The following is a 17,135-nucleotide window of genomic DNA, read 5'->3' as shown; positions in this document are numbered from 1 at the left end:
CAGAGCCGGACTCCGTGCGGTGCTCCTTCCCCTCCTGAGCGCGGCGGCCCTGCTGGCGGCCACCGCCGTACCGGCGACCGGCGCAGCCGCCTCCCCGCACTCCGCGCGGCAGGGCGACCCCGTCGTGCGGACCGACCGCGGCCTGATTCGCGGCGTGGACCACGGCTCGTACAGCACCTTCGACGGCGTTCCCTACGCCGCGCCGCCGACCGGCCCGCTGCGCTGGCGCGCCCCGCGGCCCGCCACCGCGTGGCGGGGAGTGCGGGACGCGACGACGGCGGCGCAGCGGTGCGTGCAGATGCCGGCACCCGGCGCCGGGGCCGTGGTCGGGTCGGAGGACTGCCTCTATCTCAACGTCACCCGGCCGGCGGCCGAGCCGGCCGGGCACCGGCGGCCCGTGCTGGTGTGGATGCACGGCGGCGCCTTCCTGGGCGGCGCCGGCAGCGACTACCGCCCCGAACAGCTGGCGGTCCGCGGCGACACGGTCGTCGTCACGGTCAACTACCGGCTGGGGATCTTCGGCTACTTCGGCCACCCCGGGCTGGGCGCCGCCCCGCCGTTCGGCCTGGCGGACCAGCAGGCCGCCCTGCGCTGGGTGCGGGCGAACGCGGAGCGCTTCGGCGGTGATCCGGGCAGCGTCACGCTGTTCGGCGAGTCCGCGGGCGCCCTCAGCATCTGCGCGCACCTCACCTCGCCGCCGGCCGCCGGACTCTTCCAGCGGGCGGTGCTCCAGAGCGGCTCGTGCCGCATGTCCTTCCCCCGCGGCGCCCTGGGACCCGGCACCCCGGCGTACCAGCCGTTCGCCTCGCAGCGCGAGGTCCAGGCCGTCGGCACGGAGGCCGCCCGGCAGCTGGGCTGCGCGGCGGGCGGCGCGGACGCGGTGCCGGCGTGCCTGCGCGGGCTGAGCACGGACCGCCTGGCCACCGCGCAGCTGATGCAGTCCTTCAACCGGCCCGCCTACGGCAACGCGCTGCTGCCCATGGCGCCGGACCGGGCGCTGGCGTCGGGACGCTTCCACCGCGTGCCGCTCGTGCAGGGCACCAACCACGACGAGATGCGGATGTTCGTCGGCCTGTCCCTCGCCGCGTTCCCGATCCGCACCGAGGACGACTACCGCGCCCGGCTGGCCGACGCCTTCGGCTCCGCGGCCCCGGCCGTCGAGGCGCGGTACCCGGCGGCGGCGTACCCCACGCCCGCTCTGGCCTGGGCCGCGGTGCTCACCGACCGGTCGCTGGCGTGCACCACGCCGGCCGCCGGCCGGACCATCGCCGCCCACGCCCCGGGCCTTGCCCTCTACGGATACGAGTTCGGCGACCCGGACGCCCCGGTCCTCGCCGGCCTGCCGGCCGACCCGGACTTCCCCTACGGCGCGGCGCACGGCTTCGAGATGCCGTACCTGTTCTCCTCGTTCCCCACCGAGCGGCCGCTGACCGACGCCCAGCGCGCGCTGTCCGACCGGATGGTCGACTACTGGGCGGCCTTCGCGCACACCGGCGACCCGAACACCCCCGGTGCCCCGTTCTGGCCCGCCCTGGGCTCCCCGTCACCCCTCGCCCGGCCGGTCCAGTCGCTGGCTCCCGGACCCGGCGGCATCCACCCCGTCGACGCGGGGTCCGTGCACCACTGCGCGTTCTGGGACGCGATGGGTGGGTGAGGCGGCGGCCGGGAACGCAGGTGCGCCCCTTGCCGGACCCGCCGTGTGCGGGTCCGGCCGGGGGCGCGGGGCGCGGGGCCCTGCGCGGGGCTCGGGTCCGTTAGCCCTCGCCGATGACGTTGCTCTGCGAGGCGGGGAAGCAGGTGGGCTCGCCCTTGGCCAGCAGGACCTCCATGGAGCCCATGAGGTTCGGGTGCTGGGTGCCCTTGAGGTCGGCCTGCACCAGGAGCAGGCTGTCGCCGTGCGGGATGGCGCTGGGCCGGATCACCATCAGGCGTCCGTTCTGCGGGTCCTGGGTGGAGACCGTTTCGAGGTGGGCGTTGTCGGTGCGGACCTTGGCGGGGCAGGTGTCCGAGACCCGCAGCACCACGGCCGGCACGCCCAGGCTGCGCAGCGCCGCCTGCAGTCCGGACACCTCCGCGCCCGTCACCTGGATGGTGACGGTTCCGTCCTTGCGCGGAGTCACCGTGTAGGAGGCGTTGCTCAGAACCGCCGTTCCGCCGCCGTGCACCTGGGCGCCGGGGTCGGCGCCCGCCTGCGGGGCGGCGGTGGGGGCGTCGTGCGGGATGAGCAGCACGGCGGTGGCCGCCGCCGCCAGTCCCAGCGCGGTGACCGCGATGCGCCGGGTGTGGCGTGCCCGCACCGGCACCGCGGGCGCGGGCGGCAGGGACTGGGCGTGGGCGGTGAGCTCCTCGGCGAGCCGGTCCTTGAAGTGCACGGGGGTGGTCATGAGTGGGCCTCCGAGATCGCGTGCAGGGATGTCGTGCTCTGCTGGTCGGCGCGCTGCAGGGCCATGCGGGCACGGTGCAGGCGCACCCGGGCCGTCGCCGAGCTGATGTCCAGGGCCTGTGCGGCCTCGCGGGTGGTCAGGGCGTCGACGACCACCAGGTCCAGCACCGCGCGCAGCGGCTCGGACAGGGCGGCGTGCCGCTCGGCCAGCTGCCGGGCGTCGCGGGCCGCGTCGATGCGGGCCTCGATCGCGCTGACGTCCTGCTCGTCCAGCAGCCGCCGCCCGGCGAGCTGGGCGGTGGCCCGCTGCTCGCGGGCGCTGCCCCGGAAGTGCGCGGCCAGGACGTTGCGGGAGATGCCGTAGAGCCAGGCGACCGGTGCGCCGCGCTTCGCGTCGTAGGTGTGGGCCTGCTCCAGCGCGGCCAGGAAGATGTCGGCGGTCAGATCCGCCGCCAGGTGCGGGCTGTCGGTGCGCCGGGTCACGAAGCCGAGCACCGTGTCGAACTGCTGCTGGTAGAACACGGCGAACCCGACCGGATCACGTACGGGTGGCGCTGGTGAATGCTCCGCTTGCACGGACGACTCCTTGAACGGACGAGCACTGCCTTACATCTCTACTTGGCTCGGGCCGTGGAAAGCGTTACACGCCACCTCCGCCGCCAGGCGCCCGACCACCGCGCCCGGAGCGGCACCCCCGTGCGGCGCCCGGTGGCGGGCGGCCCGGTGTGAGCGAGATCTCGGCCGCGCGCATGCCACGTCCGCGTCCCCGGGCCGGCCGTGCGCCACTCGAAAGAGGGCCGATCGGGTCGAACCCCGCGCCGCGGGGGCCGCGGTGTGCAAGGCTCCGCGTGCGCCGCACCGGGGGCGGCATTGCAGGGCGGGGGAGCGCGGCAGGCCCAGGCGCCGGCGGTGCCCGTACGCGTGCGCGTCAGGGGAATCGCGGACCGGAGGGGTGTTTCATCATGCTCGCTGACCTCAGGCAGCTGGAACGGATCGTGGGACGGCGGGCGGCGCTCAAGTACGCGGGGATCGGGCTGGTGACGGCCGCCGTGGCCGCCTGCGGCGGGAAGAAGGACGACGGCCGCCCGGGCGACAAGCTCTCCGTCGGGGCGGTCGCCCTGGACGCGTTCGCGCGCGGCACCTGGAAGCTGACGATGACCCCGGCGGGCACGACCCACGACACGTACGCGACCATCACCATCGCGGCCGGGGCCTGGCACATGGATGACGCCGCACGGTCGGGGACGTACAGCTTCTCGGCGGGGACGCTGTCCGTCGTCGACCCGGGGAACGACAACGGCAGTGAGGCGACCGGGTGGACCGGGACCGGGGTGCCGGCCCAGGTCGCGGGGCGGGAGTCCGTCACTCTCGGCTGGTCGCCGGCCCTTTCGACCGACCCGGCGAAGGAGCTTCCCGTCACCTGGGACGGCACCACACTCACGCTCCGGCTGATGCCCGGTGCCCGGAGCCGGTCGGCTCCCGTGGTCATCACGGCCGTCCGGGCGTGACGACCACGGGCCCTGGGCCTGCCGCGGACGTCAGCCGGTGGCCAGGGAGCGGTCCAGGAGGGGCAGCAGGCGGTCCCAGTGGTGCCGCAGGGCGGTGGGGTCGAAGGCGTCGGTGTCGGACATCGTGAAGCCGTGGACGGTGCCGGGATAGATCTCGGAGGTGTAGTCGACACCCGCGGCGTCCAGCGCCCGGTTGAGCTCGCCGAGCTCCTCGGGCGTCAGGTCCGTCTCGGCGTGGCCGAAGTGGACCGCCGCGGTGAGGCGGCGCAGGCTGTCGGGCCCGTCGGCGTGCACCGGGCCGTGGAACGCGGCGACGGCGGCCACCCGGTCGGGGTGGGCGGCGGCGGTGCGGACCGCCAGCAGGCCGCCGATGCAGTAGCCGGTCACCGCGACCGGCCCTGCGGCGACTTCGGGCCGGGCGGCGAGGAAGCCGAGGTAGGCGTCGGCGTCGCGCCCGACCCGTTCGGGGGTGTGTGTCTCGATCAGGGGCATCACCTGCGCGATGAGCGCGGACCGGGCCTCACCGCCGATATGCGCGGGCAGCGCGGTGACCGGTGCCGGGCCGTGGCGGTAGAAGACGTTGGGGACGAGGACGTAGTAGCCGTGACGGGCCAGATCACAGGCCATCGTCCGGAGCGCGGGCCGGATGCCGAAGGCGTCCGCGTACATCAGCACCGCCGGGTGCCGCCCGCCGCCGTCGGGGAAGGCGGCGAAGGCGTCGGCCCGGCCGTCGGCGGTGGGAATGTGCAGCGTTGTGGTGCGCATGGGGTCTCCTGTTGTGGTCGACGTGTTGAACTGCGGTCGGCACGACAGGAGGCGGGGCGCGGGCGGCCGCGCCGGATCCCCGACGCGGCAGCGGGCCGGAACCGGCCCGTACGGCGCTCAGCGGAGCGCCGGGTAACCGAATCGTGAGTGGCGCGAGGCCGTCCCGGTAGTCATCGCCGCACAACGTAGCCCATTGGGCGCGATCGGTGCCGGCCTTCCCCTTCCCGGCCCGGGGGCGGAACGGCGCTGGTCCGAGGGATCCTTGTGCGACGTCCCCGCGGAACGCAGACTGCTGTTGGCCACATGGCGAGGCGTAAGGGGCGCTCGGTGAAACGCATCCACTTCACGGCGGAGGACCTGGCACGGACCCGGGTGGGCGCGACGATCGGCGTGGCGGCGGAGACGCTGGACAGCATCAAGCTGCTGCGGGACCGCGACGCGGGCCTGGCCTTCCGCCGCTGGCAGACGTCGGTCCGCGGACGGCTGGGCGAACAGGTCGGCCCCCTCGCCGCGCTGCTGCCCGCACACGGGCCGCCGGTCGACATGGCGAGCCTGACGGGGCACACCCCGTGCATCGACGAAGCGGTGGAGCACTTCCTGGGGGCTTCCCGTACCCTGCTGCGCCTGGAGTTGCAGGACATCGAGTTCCGGCCCGCGCACCGCTCCTGGGCCCGGAACCTGGCGGACGGCGACCGGGAGGCCCGCCTGCAGGTGGCCGCCGCACTCAAGGCCTGCCACAGCACGGCCCTCGCCCCCTACTGGAGCGGGGTGCGCTCGCATCTGAGTCAGGTTCGGGCCGGGTACGCGGGCGCGATGGCCGACGGCGGGGTCGAGCAGCTCCTCACCGAACTGGGCGGCCCGCTGGTCCGCTGGCAGCCGCCCGTGCTCCACGTGGCCCACCCCCGCGACGGGGACGTCCACCTGGACGGGCGAGGGCTCGTCATCGTGCCCACGATGTTCTCCACCCGGTACGTCGAAGTGCTGCACGCCCCGCTGGATCCGGGCCGCGCGCCGATCCTGGCGGTGCCCAGCGTCCATGGCGCCGAACTCGGCAGCGCGCTGTGGGAGAGCGTCGACGAGCCCGCCACCCCGCCCCTCGACGACCTGCTGGGACGTACCCGGGCCGCCGTGCTGGGGGCGGCCGTCGGCGGATGCGGCACCACGGAGCTGGCCCGCCGCCTGAACATCTCGCCCGCGGCCGCGAGTTACCACGCGACGGTGCTGCGCAACGCCCACCTGATCAGCACCGTGCGCGAGGGCAAGGCCGTTCTGCACACGGTCACGTCCCTGGGCCTGGCCGTGCTGGAGCAGCAGCGCCCCCTCGCCTGACGGCGGTCCGCCGGGCACGGCCGCGCGGGGGAGCGCGGCCGTGCCCGGCGGACCGGGAGCGGGACGGATCAGCCCTTGGGCAGGGTGTAGGTCCGCACGGCGGGCACCTCGTGGGCCGGTTCGACGGTCACCAGGCCGCCCGGGGCCTGCTTGGACGGCTTCTGGATGAAGGACCGGTAGGTGGACGGCTTGGCGCGGTCGGAGAAGTCGAGGGACACGCCGAGGATGCTGAGGCCGGTCTGCTTGCGGTGCGCTTCGACGATCCCTTCCCGGGTGAGGTTCTTGGCCTTGCACGCCGCCTTGAGGTCCTCACCGAGGACGCTGATGGTGTCCCAGCCGCTGATGACACCCGTGTCCAGCGTGTCCTTGGGGTACTTGGCCTTGTAGTCGTCGGCGAGCTTCTTGATGCCGGGCTCGTCGGATCCGAAGGCCGGAGCGGGGCTGACCAGGAAGAGCTGCTTCTCCAGGGCGGGCCCGACCGGCGTGGCCAGCAACTGCGGTGCGAATCCTGGCGCGTTGCTGATGACCGGGACGGCGAAGCCCTGCGCGGCGGCGGTGCCGACCAGCGCGGCGGTCTGCTTGGGCCCCGCGCTCAGCAGGATGGCCTTGACGCCGGCCTGCTTCAGGGCGGTGACCTGCGCCGTCAGGTCCTGGTCGGTCGGCTTGATCTTCTGCCCGACGATGCTGAGCTTGTGCTGCTGCGCGGCGTAGGTGGCTCCGGCCAGGGCGTTCTCACCGTACTCGCCCTCGAAGTAGACATGGCCGATCTTGTCGCCGGGCTGCAGCTTCGCGGTCCGGGCGATGAAGTCGACGCCGTTGATCATGTCGATGTCGTAGGTGGAGCCGACGACCTGGACGTACTCGTTGCCCAGCAGGCTGGAGGCCCACGCCAGCGGGAGCGTCAGCAGGTGCTTGGCTTCGATGTCCTGCCGCAGCGAGGCCACGATGGGGGAGCCGATCACCTGGGACAGGGCGGCCACGTTCGGCTCGGTCTCGGTGAACGCGGACACCGCCTTCTGCACGTCGTAGCCGTGGTCCTTGACGGTGATCCGCACCTGGCGGCCGCACACCCCGCCGGCGGCGTTGATCTGGTCGACGTAGAGCTGCTGGGCGTTGACGATGCTCTTGCCGAGCGAGGCGTAGGGGCCGGTGAGGTCGGTCAGGGCGCCCAGGGTGATGGTCGTGTCCGTCACGCCCGGCCCGGTCTTCAGGCCGTCGCTGCCCGGTGCGTCGGTTGCGGTGTCGCCCTTGGTGCTGCAGGCGGAGGCGCCGAGGACGAGGACGACCAGGGCGGCTGCGGCGGGGACGAGGCGAGGGTGTCTCACGGTGTGTGCTCCTTCGAGGAAAGTGCTTCGGCGCCCTGGGGCTCGGAAGTGGTGCGGTGCAGGAGAGGAAGGCGCCCGTTGCGGCGCGCGGTGTCGTTGCGGGAGCGGGGGCGCCGGTGGGCCAGTGCGGCCAGGCCGCCCGGTGCGAAGACCAGGATCAGGACGATCGCGGCGCCGTAGAGGTAGCGCGCCGCGTCGCCCGGGGTCAGGCCGGATCCGGCCGTCCCGGGGGCGGTGAGCAGCGGCAGGTGGTCGGCGTACTTGGTGAGGAGCTGCGGCATCAGGGAGACGAAGACCGCGCCGGCGACGGCGCCGCCGACCGAACCGAGGCCGCCGATGACGATCATCGCCAGGTAGTCGATGGACAGCAGCAGCCCGAAGTGGTCGGGGACGACGCGCTTGAACACCAGGGCCAGCAGGGCGCCGGCGGTGCCGGCGTACATGGAGGAGACGATGAAGGCGCCGGAGCGGTAGCGGGCGATCGGGACCCCCATGACCGCCGCGGCGATCTCGCTGTCGCGGATGGCGGCCAGGGCCCGGCCGGGGCGTCCGCGCAGCAGGTTGCGCGCGGTGAGGTAGGCCACGGCCACCAGGGCCAGGCCGAGGTACCACAGGCGCTCCAGTCCGCCGAAGGGGACGCCGAGGACGGCGAGCCCCGCGGGCGAGGTGTCGGTGAAGGAGAACCCGAACAGCTCCATCGCCGGTACGGAGCGGCCGTTGAACCCGCCGGTGATCTCCCGGGCGTTGAGCATCACGTGGTGCCCGAGGAAGACCAGGGCGAGCGTGGCGATGCCCAGGTACATCCCGCGCAGCCGGCCGGCGATGGGACTGAACAGGCCGCCCGCGGCGCCGGTGAGGGCGACGGCGAGCACCAGGGCGACCAGGGGCGGCAGGCCGAGCCCGGACAGGTGGGAGGTGCCGGTGCCGGACGGATCCCCGGCCAGCCACACGTAGCCGTAGGCGCCGACGGCGAGGAAGAAGGCGTGGCCCAGGGAGAGTTGGCCGGTGGTCCCGGAGAGCAGGTTCAGGCCGATGGCGCCGATGACGGCGGCCATGGCGAACAGCCCGGTCTGCAGCCAGAACGAGGAGACGTAGAAGGGCAGGGCGAGCAGCAGCAGGACGGCGGTGGCGATGGCCACGCGGGGCGCGCGGCCGGTGCGGCGGGCGCCGCCCGGCCCGGCGGGCGCGGCCGGCGCGGGGGCCGGGGAGAGGTCGGGTGACAGGGTTTCAGACACGGGTCAGCTCCTTGGATCCCAGGAGACCGGTCGGCCGGACCAGGAGCACGAGGACCATCACGAGGTAGGGCGCCACATCGGAGATGCCGCTGCCCAGGGCGCTCAGCTCGCTCTGGTAGCCGGCGGCCAGCGCCGAGGTGAGGCCGACGATGAAGCTTCCGACGAGGGCGCCGGCGGCCGAGTCCATCCCGCCGAGGATCGCGGCGGGGAAGGCGCTCAGTGCCACCTGGCTGGTCGTGCGGTCCAGGCCCGGGGCGGGGAAGGCGGCGAGGAACACCGCGGCGACCGCCGCCAGGGCGCCGGCGACACCCCAGGCGATGAGCCGTACGCGGTCCAGCCGGATGCCCATCAGGCACGCGGCTTCCGGATCGGCCGCCGCCGCCCGCATCGACAGGCCCCAGCGGGACCAGCGGAAGACCGCGAAGAAGACGCTGATGAGGACGACGGCCACCACGATGGCGGCGATCCGGGCCTCGGCGACGGTGACGCCGCCCAGCTGTACGACCTCCGAGCCCCAGGGATCGCCCATGCTGAGGAAGTCCGCGCCGACCCGGCGGTTGAGTTCGGTGCCGATCAGGACGTCCACGCCGATCGTCAGGATGGTCAGGGTGTGGATCTCCGCCCCGCGCAGCCCCCGCGCGGCCAGCACCTGCACCAGCCCTGCCAGCGCCGCCGCCAGCGCGGCCCCGATGACGACGGCCGCGAGGAAGCCGACCGTGTCGTGCAGGCGCGCCACGACGTAGCCGCCGAACAGCAGCAGCGAGCCGTGGGCGAAGTTCATGACGCCCGACGCCTTGAAGATCACGACGAAGCCCAGGGCTATCAGGGCGTAGATGGCGCCCAGCGCCAGCCCGTTCAGCATGATTTCGGCCAGCTTGGTCACAGGTGGGTCCCTTCGTCGTGCGCGCCGCCGTCCGGGGCGGCGGCGGTCGCGGCCGGCGGGCCCTCGCCCGTCCTGGCCGGCTCCGTCCCGGCCGGGTCCGGCGGGTCCTCGTCCGTCCGGCCGAGGTAGGCGTTGATGACGGCCGGGTCGCGCTGGATGCTCTCGGGCGGGCCGTCGGCGATGAGCCGGCCGAAGTCCAGCACGGTCACCGCGTCGGCGATCCGCATGATCAGCCCCATGTCGTGCTCGACGATGAGGATCGAGATGCCCAGGGCGTCGCGGACCGAGGCGATGGTCTCGGCCATGGCCGCCCGCTCGGTGGGGTGCATGCCGGCCACCGGCTCGTCCAGCAGCAGCAGTTGCGGTTCCATGCACAGCGCGCGCGCCATCTCCACGCGCTTGCGGTCGCCGTAGGCCAGCGAGCCGACCGGCTGGTCGAAGACGGGCCCCAGGCCGAGGAAGTCCGCGATCTCGGCCGCGCGCTCCCGGTGGCGGCGCTGCTCGCGCACCGCCGCGGGCAGGCGCAGCGCGGTGGTCGCGAAGCCCGCCCGGGTCAGGCTGTGCCGGCCGAGCATGAGGTTCTCGGCCACGCTTCCGTTGGTGAGCACGATGTTCTGGAAGGTGCGGGCCACGCCCAGCCGGGCGATGCGGTGCGGTGACAGGCGGGTGAGGTCCTGGTCCGCGTACCGGACCGAGCCGGCCGTGGCGCGGTACACCCCGGACACGACGTTGAAGCAGGTCGACTTGCCCGCGCCGTTGGGTCCGATCAGGGCGTGGATCGCACCGGGCGCCACCGTGAACGAGACGTTGTCCAGGGCGACGAGGCCGGAGAAGCGGACGGTCAGCGCGTCGACCGTCAGGACGGGCACCGGCTGGGGCAGGCCCTGCGGGTCCGGCTCCGGGGCGCTCGCGCGCGCCGTGCCGACGGCGTCGCGGCTCATCCGTTCCACCGGCCCAGCTCGGTGAGCTTGGGTCCGGTCGCGGACAGCGCGGGGGCGGAGCCGGCGGCGGGCACGACCTGCTCCTTCTCTGTGTCGGGGTCGCTGACCTCGCCCAGGTACAGCCGGCGTACCTCATCGGTGCCGGCCAGCTCGGCCGACGGTCCCTCCAGCCGCACCTGGCCCACGTCCAGCACCGAGGCGCGGTCGGACAGCTCCAGTGCCATGGCGGCGTTCTGCTCCACGAGCAGCACCGACGTGCCCTGGGCATTGATCTCGCGGATGATCCCGGCGATGCGCTGGACCATCAGCGGTGCCAGTCCCAGGGAGGGCTCGTCGAGCAGCAGGAGCCGCGGGCCGGCCATCAGCGCGCGGCCCATCGCGAGCATCTGCTGCTCGCCGCCGGACATCAGCCCCGCGGCCTGCCGCCGCCGTTCTGCCAGCACGGGGAAGAGGGCGAAGACGCGTTCGCGGGCCGCCCGCCGCTCGGCGGCGCCGCGGCGGCGGGCCCCGAGGAAGCCGGCCCGCAGGTTCTCCTCCACCGACAGGGCGCCGAAGACCCGGCGGCCCTCGGGCACCTGCACCACACCGGCGGCCACGGACTGCGCGGAGTCGCCCGTCAGGCGGGTGTCGCCGAAGTGCACCGTGCCGCGGTCCACCGTGCCCCGGTGGAGTGCGAGCGTGCCGGAGACGGCCCGCAGGAGCGTGGTCTTGCCCGCGCCGTTGGACCCCAGGACAGCGACGATGCGCCCGTGCGGGACGGTCAACGACACCCCGTGCAGGGCGCGCACGGACCGTCCGTACGTGACGTGGAGATCACTGACTGACAGGGATCCGGCCTGACCCGGTGGAAGGCTCATCAAGGTCTCCTCGTGGACCAGTGGCGCACGAGCGGGGTCGGCGCCAACTGGCCGTTACGAGAGCACGGGCGGCCGGAGCAGGTCCATGGCCGTCCGCAGAGCCGCTGTCCGCTCCCATCCGGAGGCCTTCCGGCTTGTGACCGGACACAACCGTCCGCCCGTGGTGCGGCTTCATCACGGTTTGGTTGAGCCCTCGCCCTCGGGTAAGCAACTGCTTAGCATGTGGTCCGCGGTGTCTCACACGCCCTGTCCATCTGGAGGGTCCATGCAGCACACCAGTTCCATCCCCCGCACCGCCCGCACCCCTGCGGGCATCCGCCCCGTCGTCGGCCCGACCGGTGACGTCACCATCCAGGGGGTGACCTTGGCCGCGCCGGCTGTCGAGCTGCTCGAGCACGTCTGCCGGCACCTGTTGCGGCAGGGCACGGCCCTCGCCGACACCGTGGCGGCGCGGATCCGCGCCGAGGTGCCGTACTACACCGACCCCGTCCTCGCCCCGCCGGACATGCGGCGGACCGTGGGCATCGGCGTACGGTACGCACTCGAGGCCACGCTGGACCCGGACGCGATCGTCGACGTCGAGCGGTACACCAGGGAACTCGGCACCCGGCGCGCGGAGCAGGGCCGTCCGCTCGACGAGGTGCTGCACGCCTACCGCGTCGCCGGATCCAGCGTGTGGAACGGGATCGTCCACGCGGTGGAGCGGAACCAGCTCGGCGACGCCCACCAGCTGGTCCACGTCGCCGAGCTGGTGTGGAGGAACAACGACCGCGACGCCGTCCTGGTCGCCGACGCCTACCGGCAGGCAGCCAAGGGCGTCGCCAGCCGGCACGGCGAACGCGTCCGCCTGATCCTCGCCGCGCTCCTGGAGAGCCGCAACGATCCGGAGTTCACCCGGGACGCGGCGGCCATCCTCGATCTGCCCGTCGACGGGCGCTACGCGGTCGCGGTGGCCACCGCCACCCCGCCGCACGGTCGCACGCCCTCCACACTCCCGGAGGTCGCCGGCATCCGGATCCTGCGCCACGCCTACGGCGCCCGGGACGTCTTCGTCGCCCACCTGGGCGCCCACAGCCTGGACGAGCTCGTCGCCGGCCTGTCCGCCGGGCCCGGGGTCCGCATCGGGATCAGCCCCGTCATCCAGGGGCTGCAGCACCTGGCCCGCGCCCGTGACCTGGCCGAACTCGCCCTGCGCACCTGCCGGAGCGACGGCGAGGTCGCCCGGCTCGACGCCCGACTGCCCGACGGGCTGATCATCTCGCGGCCCGACCTGTCCGCCGAGATCGCCCACCGCGTGCTGCGGCCCCTGTACGACCTGGAGCCCGCCGACCGCGAGACGCTCTTCGACACCCTCACGATCTGGATCGAGAACGGCGGCTCCGCCGTCCAGGCGGCCCGGCACATGTTCTGCCACCGCAACACCGTGCTCAACCGGCTGCGCCGTTTCGAGCAGCTCACCGGACTGGCGCTGTCCCGCCCCCGCGACCTGGTGCACCTCACCCTCGCCCTGGACGCCCACCGCCTGCTGGGGCCGGCCGCCGTGCTGGGCACCGCCGGCTACGAATCGGAGGCCGTGCTCCGGCTGCCTGGCTGAATGTGCATCAGCACACTGGCGCACGGGGGGTTTGGGACGCGGCAACGGTCTGCGCACCGCGCATGGACCCGGTCGGCGGCGCGTGTTCGGGTGATCCCCGCACACCGAGTGCCCCACCCGCACCCACGCCCGCCAGGAGAACCGCCATGTCCGAGCAGTACGCGCCCCGGCTCCACCACCGACCACGACCACACCGTCCGGGCCTGGTGTTCGCCCTGGTCAACGGGGGCGTGTTCGGTGTCCACCTGCTGTTCGCGAGCTTTGGCGCCGACCTGATGGCCACCCGGGTCTGGGGGCAGACCACGGTGGGAGTGCTGGCGCTGCTCGCGCAGGGCGCCCTGCTGCTGTGGACGGCGGCGCGCTACGACGTGCGTGCCGGCGCCCAGGGCGACGTCCGGAAGGGGCGCGGCGATGAGAACTGAGGTGCTGCTCGCCACGCCCGGCGTCCTGGACCGGGACACCCGCTCCATGGTCCTCATGGCCTTCCTGGCGTTCATCGTCGCCATGCTCTTCGTCTGCGTCCTCGTCGGCCCCGAGACCGACCGGGTCGGCGACTTCTACACAGCGGGCCGCACGATGCCGCCGCTGCGCGGGGCCCTCGTCCTGTCGGGCGTCTACCTGTCCGCGGCCACGGTGCTCGGCACGCCGGGAAGCGTCGCCGTCTACGGCTACGACGGGCTGTTCATCGCCCTGTGCACCGTGCTGTCCCTGGGCGTGCTGCTGCTCCTGGCGGCCCCTCTGCGCCGCACCGGCAACTACACCCTGGGCGACACCTTCGCGCTGCGCGCTCCCGGGCCCGCGGTACGGATCGCGGTCGCCGTGGTGACCTTGAGCGCGTGCGTGCCCTATCTGGTCGTCCAGCTCTCCGGCGCGGGAGTCACCACCACCGTGCTGCTGGGGCTGTCCGGGCCGGGCGCCGTGCAGGTGGCCATCATCATGATCGGCGTCCTGGTCGTGTCCGCGACCGTGTTCGGCGGGATGCGCGGCACGGCCGTCCTCCAGGTGATCAAGACGATCCTGCTGCTCTGCACGGCCCTGGTCATCACCGTGGTGCTCTTCCACCGCTTCGGCTGGAGCACCGACTCCCTGATCGACGCCGGGCGCACCGGCAGCGGCCGCCCCGCCGCCTATCTGCGGCCCGGACTGCGCTTCGCCGACTCCAGCGCTCCCGGCAGCACCGTGGACTTCATCGGCCTGATGGTCACCATCGTGCTGGGGGTGGCCTGCATGCCCCATGTCGCCATGCAGCTCAACACGGCCCCCGACGCGGCCACCGCCCGCCGCACCGTGCGCCACACCATCGCCATCGTCGGCGGATTCTGCCTCGCGACCGCCGTCATGGGCTTCGGGGCGGCGGCGCTGATCGGCGCTCCGGTGATCCTGGCGGCGGATCCGGGGGCCAACAGCTCCCTGCTGATGCTCACCGGCGAGCTGGCGGGCGGGTCGTCCACCCATCCGATCGGGGCACTGCTCGTCGTCCTGGTCGCGTCGGCGACCTTCCTCACCACCCTGGCCGTCGTGGCGAGCATCACCCTGGCGGCCGCCGGCGCGGTCGCCCACGACCTGTACACCCATGTCTTCGGCCGGGGGCGCACGACCGAGGGCCGGGAGGTGGCGGCCGCCCGCTGGGCGTCCGCGGCGGTCGGGGCGCTGAGCATCGCGCTGGCGGTCTGGGCGCAGGGCTGGAACGTGCTGATCCTGTCCGCCCTCGCCCTCGCCGTCGCGGCCTCCTGCGTCCTGCCGGCCCTGGTGTACTCCCTGTTCTGGAAGGGCTACACCCGCACGGGGCTGCTGTGGACGCTGTACGGAGGCCTCGGCTCCGCCGTCGGACTGCAGATCTGCGGACCGACCTTCTCCGGATCGCCCGTGGCGCTGTTCCCCGACTGGCACCTCAACTGGTTCCCGCTGCAGACCGTCGTCCTGCTGTCGATGCCCACCGCGTTCCTGCTCGGCTTCCTGGGCAGCGCCCGGGGCAGAGCGACGCGGAGCGGCGAGCGGGCGGTGCGCCGGCGGCTGCCCGTCGCCAGGGAGTGAGGGACCGGGGGCGGCCCGGCGGCCCGGCGCCCGCACGGCACGGCGGGCGCGCCCCCGTGGGCTGAACCTCGACCGGATCGGCACACCGTACTGTCGGCGCCATGACGCACTCCTCAGCTGCACCGACGCCCTCCCGCGGGGAGGACACGAGCGTGGCACGCCTGGTCGCCCTGGCCGACGGGATCTACGCCATCGCGATGACGCTGCTCGTCATCGACGTGGCGATCCCCGAGAACCTGGGCGACGCCGCGTTCCACCAGGCGCTGCACGACGCGCTCCCCAAGGTCGGTGCGTTCGCGCTGAGCTTTGCCCTCATCTCCGGATTCTGGCGCGACCACCGCCGCATCCTGACCGGCCTGCCCACCGGCAGCACCCTGGTGACCCGGGTGACCCTCGCCGGCCTCGGCCTGGTCGCCCTGCTGCCCTTCCCGACGTCGCTGCTCGCGGAGTACGCCTCGCAGCCCGACGCGGTCGCCCTGTACGCGGCGGCCATGGCCGCGATCCACGCCGTGCACGTCGTCCTGCTGCTGCTCACCCAGCACCGGATACACCCCTCGGCCGCCGCGCCCGCCGCAGCGGAACGCCGTCGCTTCACCATCCGGCTCGCCGCCAGTGTGCTGGTCTTCGTCCTGTCCATTCCGCTGGCCTACGTCGACACGGCCGCCGCCATGTGGTTCTGGCTGGCACTGATCCCCGCCCACTACGGCGCCCGCTTTCTCGGACCACGGACCGGCGGGCCGGCCTGACCCGCGCACCTTTTTGGTTATATGAACAGTTTGCGCATCCTGATGACGGGAAGCCGGAAAAGGTCGGAACATCACGTTCCGCTTGCTCCCGCCCCCGTCGTTCTGGAGATCGCATGTCAGACCAGCGCAAGAGCTCGTTCGCGACCGTGAACCCCTGCACCGGCGAGACTCTCGCGGAGTTCCCGGCCATCGAGGGCGCGCAGGTCGACACGGCGGTGGAAACCGCCGACCACGCGTTCCGCGCCTGGCGGCGGCGCCCGATCGCGGAGCGTGCCGCCGTGGTGGGACGCGCGGGCGCGCTGATGAGGGAACGCAAGGAACAGCTGGCCCAGCTCATCACGCTGGAGATGGGCAAGCGGATCTCCGAGGCGCGGGGCGAGGTGGATCTCGCCGCGTCGATCCTGGAGTACTACGCGCAGCACGGGCCGGATTTCGCCGCCGCCGAGCCGCTCGACGTGGAGGAGGGGGAGGCGTACCTCGTCAGCGAGCCCCTCGGCGTCCTGCTGGGCGTCATGCCGTGGAACTTCCCGCTCTACCAGGTGGTCCGCTTCGCGGGCCCCAACCTGGTGCTGGGCAACACCGTGCTGGTCAAGCACGCCGGGATCTGCCCGCAGTCGGCGCTCGCGCTGGAGTCGCTGTTCCGTGACGCCGAGGCCCCCGAGGGCGTCTACACGAACCTGTTCGTGAGCCACGACGAGATCTCGCGCATCATCGACCACCCGCACGTGCGCGGAGCCTCCCTGACCGGCAGCGAGAAGGCGGGCGCCCAGGTCGCCGAGCGCGCCGGGCGGAACGTGAAGCCCAGCCTGCTGGAGCTCGGCGGCAGCGACGTCTTCATCGTCCTCGACGGAGAGGGGCTGGAGCGCACCGTCGGGGCCGCGGTGGCGGGCCGGATGGCCAACACCGGTCAGAGCTGCGTCGCCGCGAAGCGCTTCATCGTGCTGGCGGACGTCTACGACGACTTCCTCGACGGCATGCGCCGCGCCTTCGAGGCACTGCGGCCGGGCGACCCCGCCGACGAGGCCACCACCGTGGGCCCGCTCTCTTCGGAGCGGGCGGCCGCGGAGCTGGCCGACCAGATCCGCGAGACGGTCGAGCAGGGCGCGGAACTGGTCACCGGCGGCCACCGGATCGACCGGCCGGGCGCGTTCGTCGAGCCCACGATCCTCACCGGGGTCAAGCCGGGCATGCGCGCCTACGCCGAGGAGCTCTTCGGCCCGGCCGCGGTCGTCCACCGGGTCGCCGACGAGGACGAGGCCGTTGCCCTCGCCAACGACAGCCGGTACGGACTCGGCGGATCCGTCTTCTGCGCCGACGTGGAGCGCGCCCGCCGGGTTGCCGAGCGCGTGGAGACCGGCATGGTCTGGGTGAACCACCCGACCTCGACCCAGCCGGACCTGCCGTTCGGCGGCATCAAGCGCTCCGGCTACGGGCGGGAGCTGTCGAAGCTCGGCATGCAGGAGTTCGTCAACCGCAAGCTGGTGCGGATCCTGCCGCCCGACGCCGAGCTGCGCGGAATCGCCGGCTGAGCGATC

Annotated in this window: 16 protein-coding genes; 8 read left to right on the top strand and 8 right to left on the bottom strand. The window is 73.5% G+C overall.

The window, feature by feature from the left end; all coding sequences use genetic code 11:
• The first annotated feature begins 19 nt into the window (after positions 1 to 19).
• Positions 20 to 1,654 carry a carboxylesterase family protein gene (locus ABZ721_RS05925; protein ID WP_358787352.1) on the top strand — a complete coding sequence of 545 codons (1,635 nt, stop codon included), beginning with the start codon at positions 20 to 22 and terminating at the stop codon, positions 1,652 to 1,654.
• 100 nt (positions 1,655 to 1,754) lie between these two features.
• On the opposite strand, the gene ABZ721_RS05920 is transcribed toward ABZ721_RS05925, so the two are convergent.
• Together ABZ721_RS05920 and ABZ721_RS05915 are read right to left on the bottom strand one after the other, a co-directional pair.
• Positions 1,755 to 2,384 (bottom strand): hypothetical protein, encoded by a 630-nt coding sequence (locus tag ABZ721_RS05920; protein WP_358787351.1) that lies wholly within the window; start codon positions 2,382 to 2,384, stop codon positions 1,755 to 1,757.
• Positions 2,381 to 2,959, bottom strand: coding sequence for an RNA polymerase sigma factor (locus ABZ721_RS05915; protein WP_358787350.1), 579 nt, complete (start codon positions 2,957 to 2,959; stop codon positions 2,381 to 2,383). Before ABZ721_RS05915 ends, ABZ721_RS05920 begins: the two co-directional genes overlap by 4 nt.
• Before the next feature lie 386 nt (positions 2,960 to 3,345).
• Between ABZ721_RS05915 and ABZ721_RS05910 the strand changes: the two genes are divergently transcribed.
• Positions 3,346 to 3,891, top strand: a complete 546-nt coding sequence (locus ABZ721_RS05910) for a hypothetical protein (RefSeq protein WP_358787349.1) — start codon at positions 3,346 to 3,348, stop codon at positions 3,889 to 3,891.
• A gap of 30 nt (positions 3,892 to 3,921) precedes the next feature.
• Here ABZ721_RS05910 and ABZ721_RS05905 read toward each other — a convergent pair whose 3' ends face one another.
• The gene (locus tag ABZ721_RS05905; protein WP_358787348.1) at positions 3,922 to 4,656 is read right to left on the bottom strand and encodes a dienelactone hydrolase family protein; all 735 of its coding nucleotides are present in this window, start codon (positions 4,654 to 4,656) and stop codon (positions 3,922 to 3,924) included.
• A 327-nt stretch (positions 4,657 to 4,983) separates the two neighbouring features.
• Between ABZ721_RS05905 and ABZ721_RS05900 the strand changes: the two genes are divergently transcribed.
• The gene (locus tag ABZ721_RS05900; RefSeq protein ID WP_358787347.1) at positions 4,984 to 5,985 is read left to right on the top strand and encodes a winged helix-turn-helix domain-containing protein; all 1,002 of its coding nucleotides are present in this window, start codon (positions 4,984 to 4,986) and stop codon (positions 5,983 to 5,985) included.
• Between the two features lie 68 nt (positions 5,986 to 6,053).
• Here ABZ721_RS05900 and ABZ721_RS05895 read toward each other — a convergent pair whose 3' ends face one another.
• The 5 genes from ABZ721_RS05895 to ABZ721_RS05875 all read right to left on the bottom strand — a co-directional run bounded on the left by ABZ721_RS05895 (position 6,054) and on the right by ABZ721_RS05875 (position 11,226).
• A complete protein-coding gene (locus ABZ721_RS05895) occupies positions 6,054 to 7,310 on the bottom strand; it encodes an ABC transporter substrate-binding protein (protein WP_358787346.1) in 1,257 nt (418 codons plus the stop codon).
• Positions 7,307 to 8,449 (bottom strand): branched-chain amino acid ABC transporter permease, encoded by a 1,143-nt coding sequence (locus ABZ721_RS05890; protein ID WP_358787465.1) that lies wholly within the window; start codon positions 8,447 to 8,449, stop codon positions 7,307 to 7,309. Before ABZ721_RS05890 ends, ABZ721_RS05895 begins: the two co-directional genes overlap by 4 nt.
• Before the next feature lie 88 nt (positions 8,450 to 8,537).
• Positions 8,538 to 9,428, bottom strand: a complete 891-nt coding sequence (locus tag ABZ721_RS05885) for a branched-chain amino acid ABC transporter permease (RefSeq protein ID WP_358787345.1) — start codon at positions 9,426 to 9,428, stop codon at positions 8,538 to 8,540.
• Positions 9,425 to 10,369, bottom strand: a complete 945-nt coding sequence (locus tag ABZ721_RS05880) for an ABC transporter ATP-binding protein (RefSeq protein ID WP_358787344.1) — start codon at positions 10,367 to 10,369, stop codon at positions 9,425 to 9,427. Before ABZ721_RS05880 ends, ABZ721_RS05885 begins: the two co-directional genes overlap by 4 nt.
• Positions 10,366 to 11,226, bottom strand: a complete 861-nt coding sequence (locus ABZ721_RS05875; protein ID WP_358787343.1) for an ABC transporter ATP-binding protein — start codon at positions 11,224 to 11,226, stop codon at positions 10,366 to 10,368. Before ABZ721_RS05875 ends, ABZ721_RS05880 begins: the two co-directional genes overlap by 4 nt.
• Before the next feature lie 265 nt (positions 11,227 to 11,491).
• Here ABZ721_RS05875 and ABZ721_RS05870 point away from each other — a divergent pair, with 265 nt between their 5' ends.
• The 5 genes from ABZ721_RS05870 (at position 11,492) to ABZ721_RS05850 (ending at position 17,129) form a co-directional block, all read left to right on the top strand.
• Positions 11,492 to 12,820 carry a helix-turn-helix domain-containing protein gene (locus tag ABZ721_RS05870; protein WP_358787342.1) on the top strand — a complete coding sequence of 443 codons (1,329 nt, stop codon included), beginning with the start codon at positions 11,492 to 11,494 and terminating at the stop codon, positions 12,818 to 12,820.
• Between the two features lie 146 nt (positions 12,821 to 12,966).
• Positions 12,967 to 13,242, top strand: a complete 276-nt coding sequence (locus ABZ721_RS05865; RefSeq protein WP_358787341.1) for a hypothetical protein — start codon at positions 12,967 to 12,969, stop codon at positions 13,240 to 13,242.
• Positions 13,232 to 14,854, top strand: a complete 1,623-nt coding sequence (locus ABZ721_RS05860) for a cation acetate symporter (RefSeq protein ID WP_358787340.1) — start codon at positions 13,232 to 13,234, stop codon at positions 14,852 to 14,854. The genes ABZ721_RS05865 and ABZ721_RS05860 overlap by 11 nt, the downstream gene beginning before the upstream one ends.
• Positions 14,855 to 15,006: 152 nt before the next feature.
• Positions 15,007 to 15,600 carry a TMEM175 family protein gene (locus tag ABZ721_RS05855; RefSeq protein ID WP_358787339.1) on the top strand — a complete coding sequence of 198 codons (594 nt, stop codon included), beginning with the start codon at positions 15,007 to 15,009 and terminating at the stop codon, positions 15,598 to 15,600.
• 113 nt (positions 15,601 to 15,713) lie between these two features.
• Positions 15,714 to 17,129 carry an NAD-dependent succinate-semialdehyde dehydrogenase gene (locus ABZ721_RS05850; protein WP_358787338.1) on the top strand — a complete coding sequence of 472 codons (1,416 nt, stop codon included), beginning with the start codon at positions 15,714 to 15,716 and terminating at the stop codon, positions 17,127 to 17,129.
• Positions 17,130 to 17,135 lie beyond the last annotated feature (6 nt).

This window comes from Streptomyces sp. NPDC006733, assembly GCF_040636125.1.
GTDB lineage: Bacteria > Actinomycetota > Actinomycetes > Streptomycetales > Streptomycetaceae > Actinacidiphila.
This window is presented reverse-complemented; position numbering and strand designations above follow the sequence as displayed.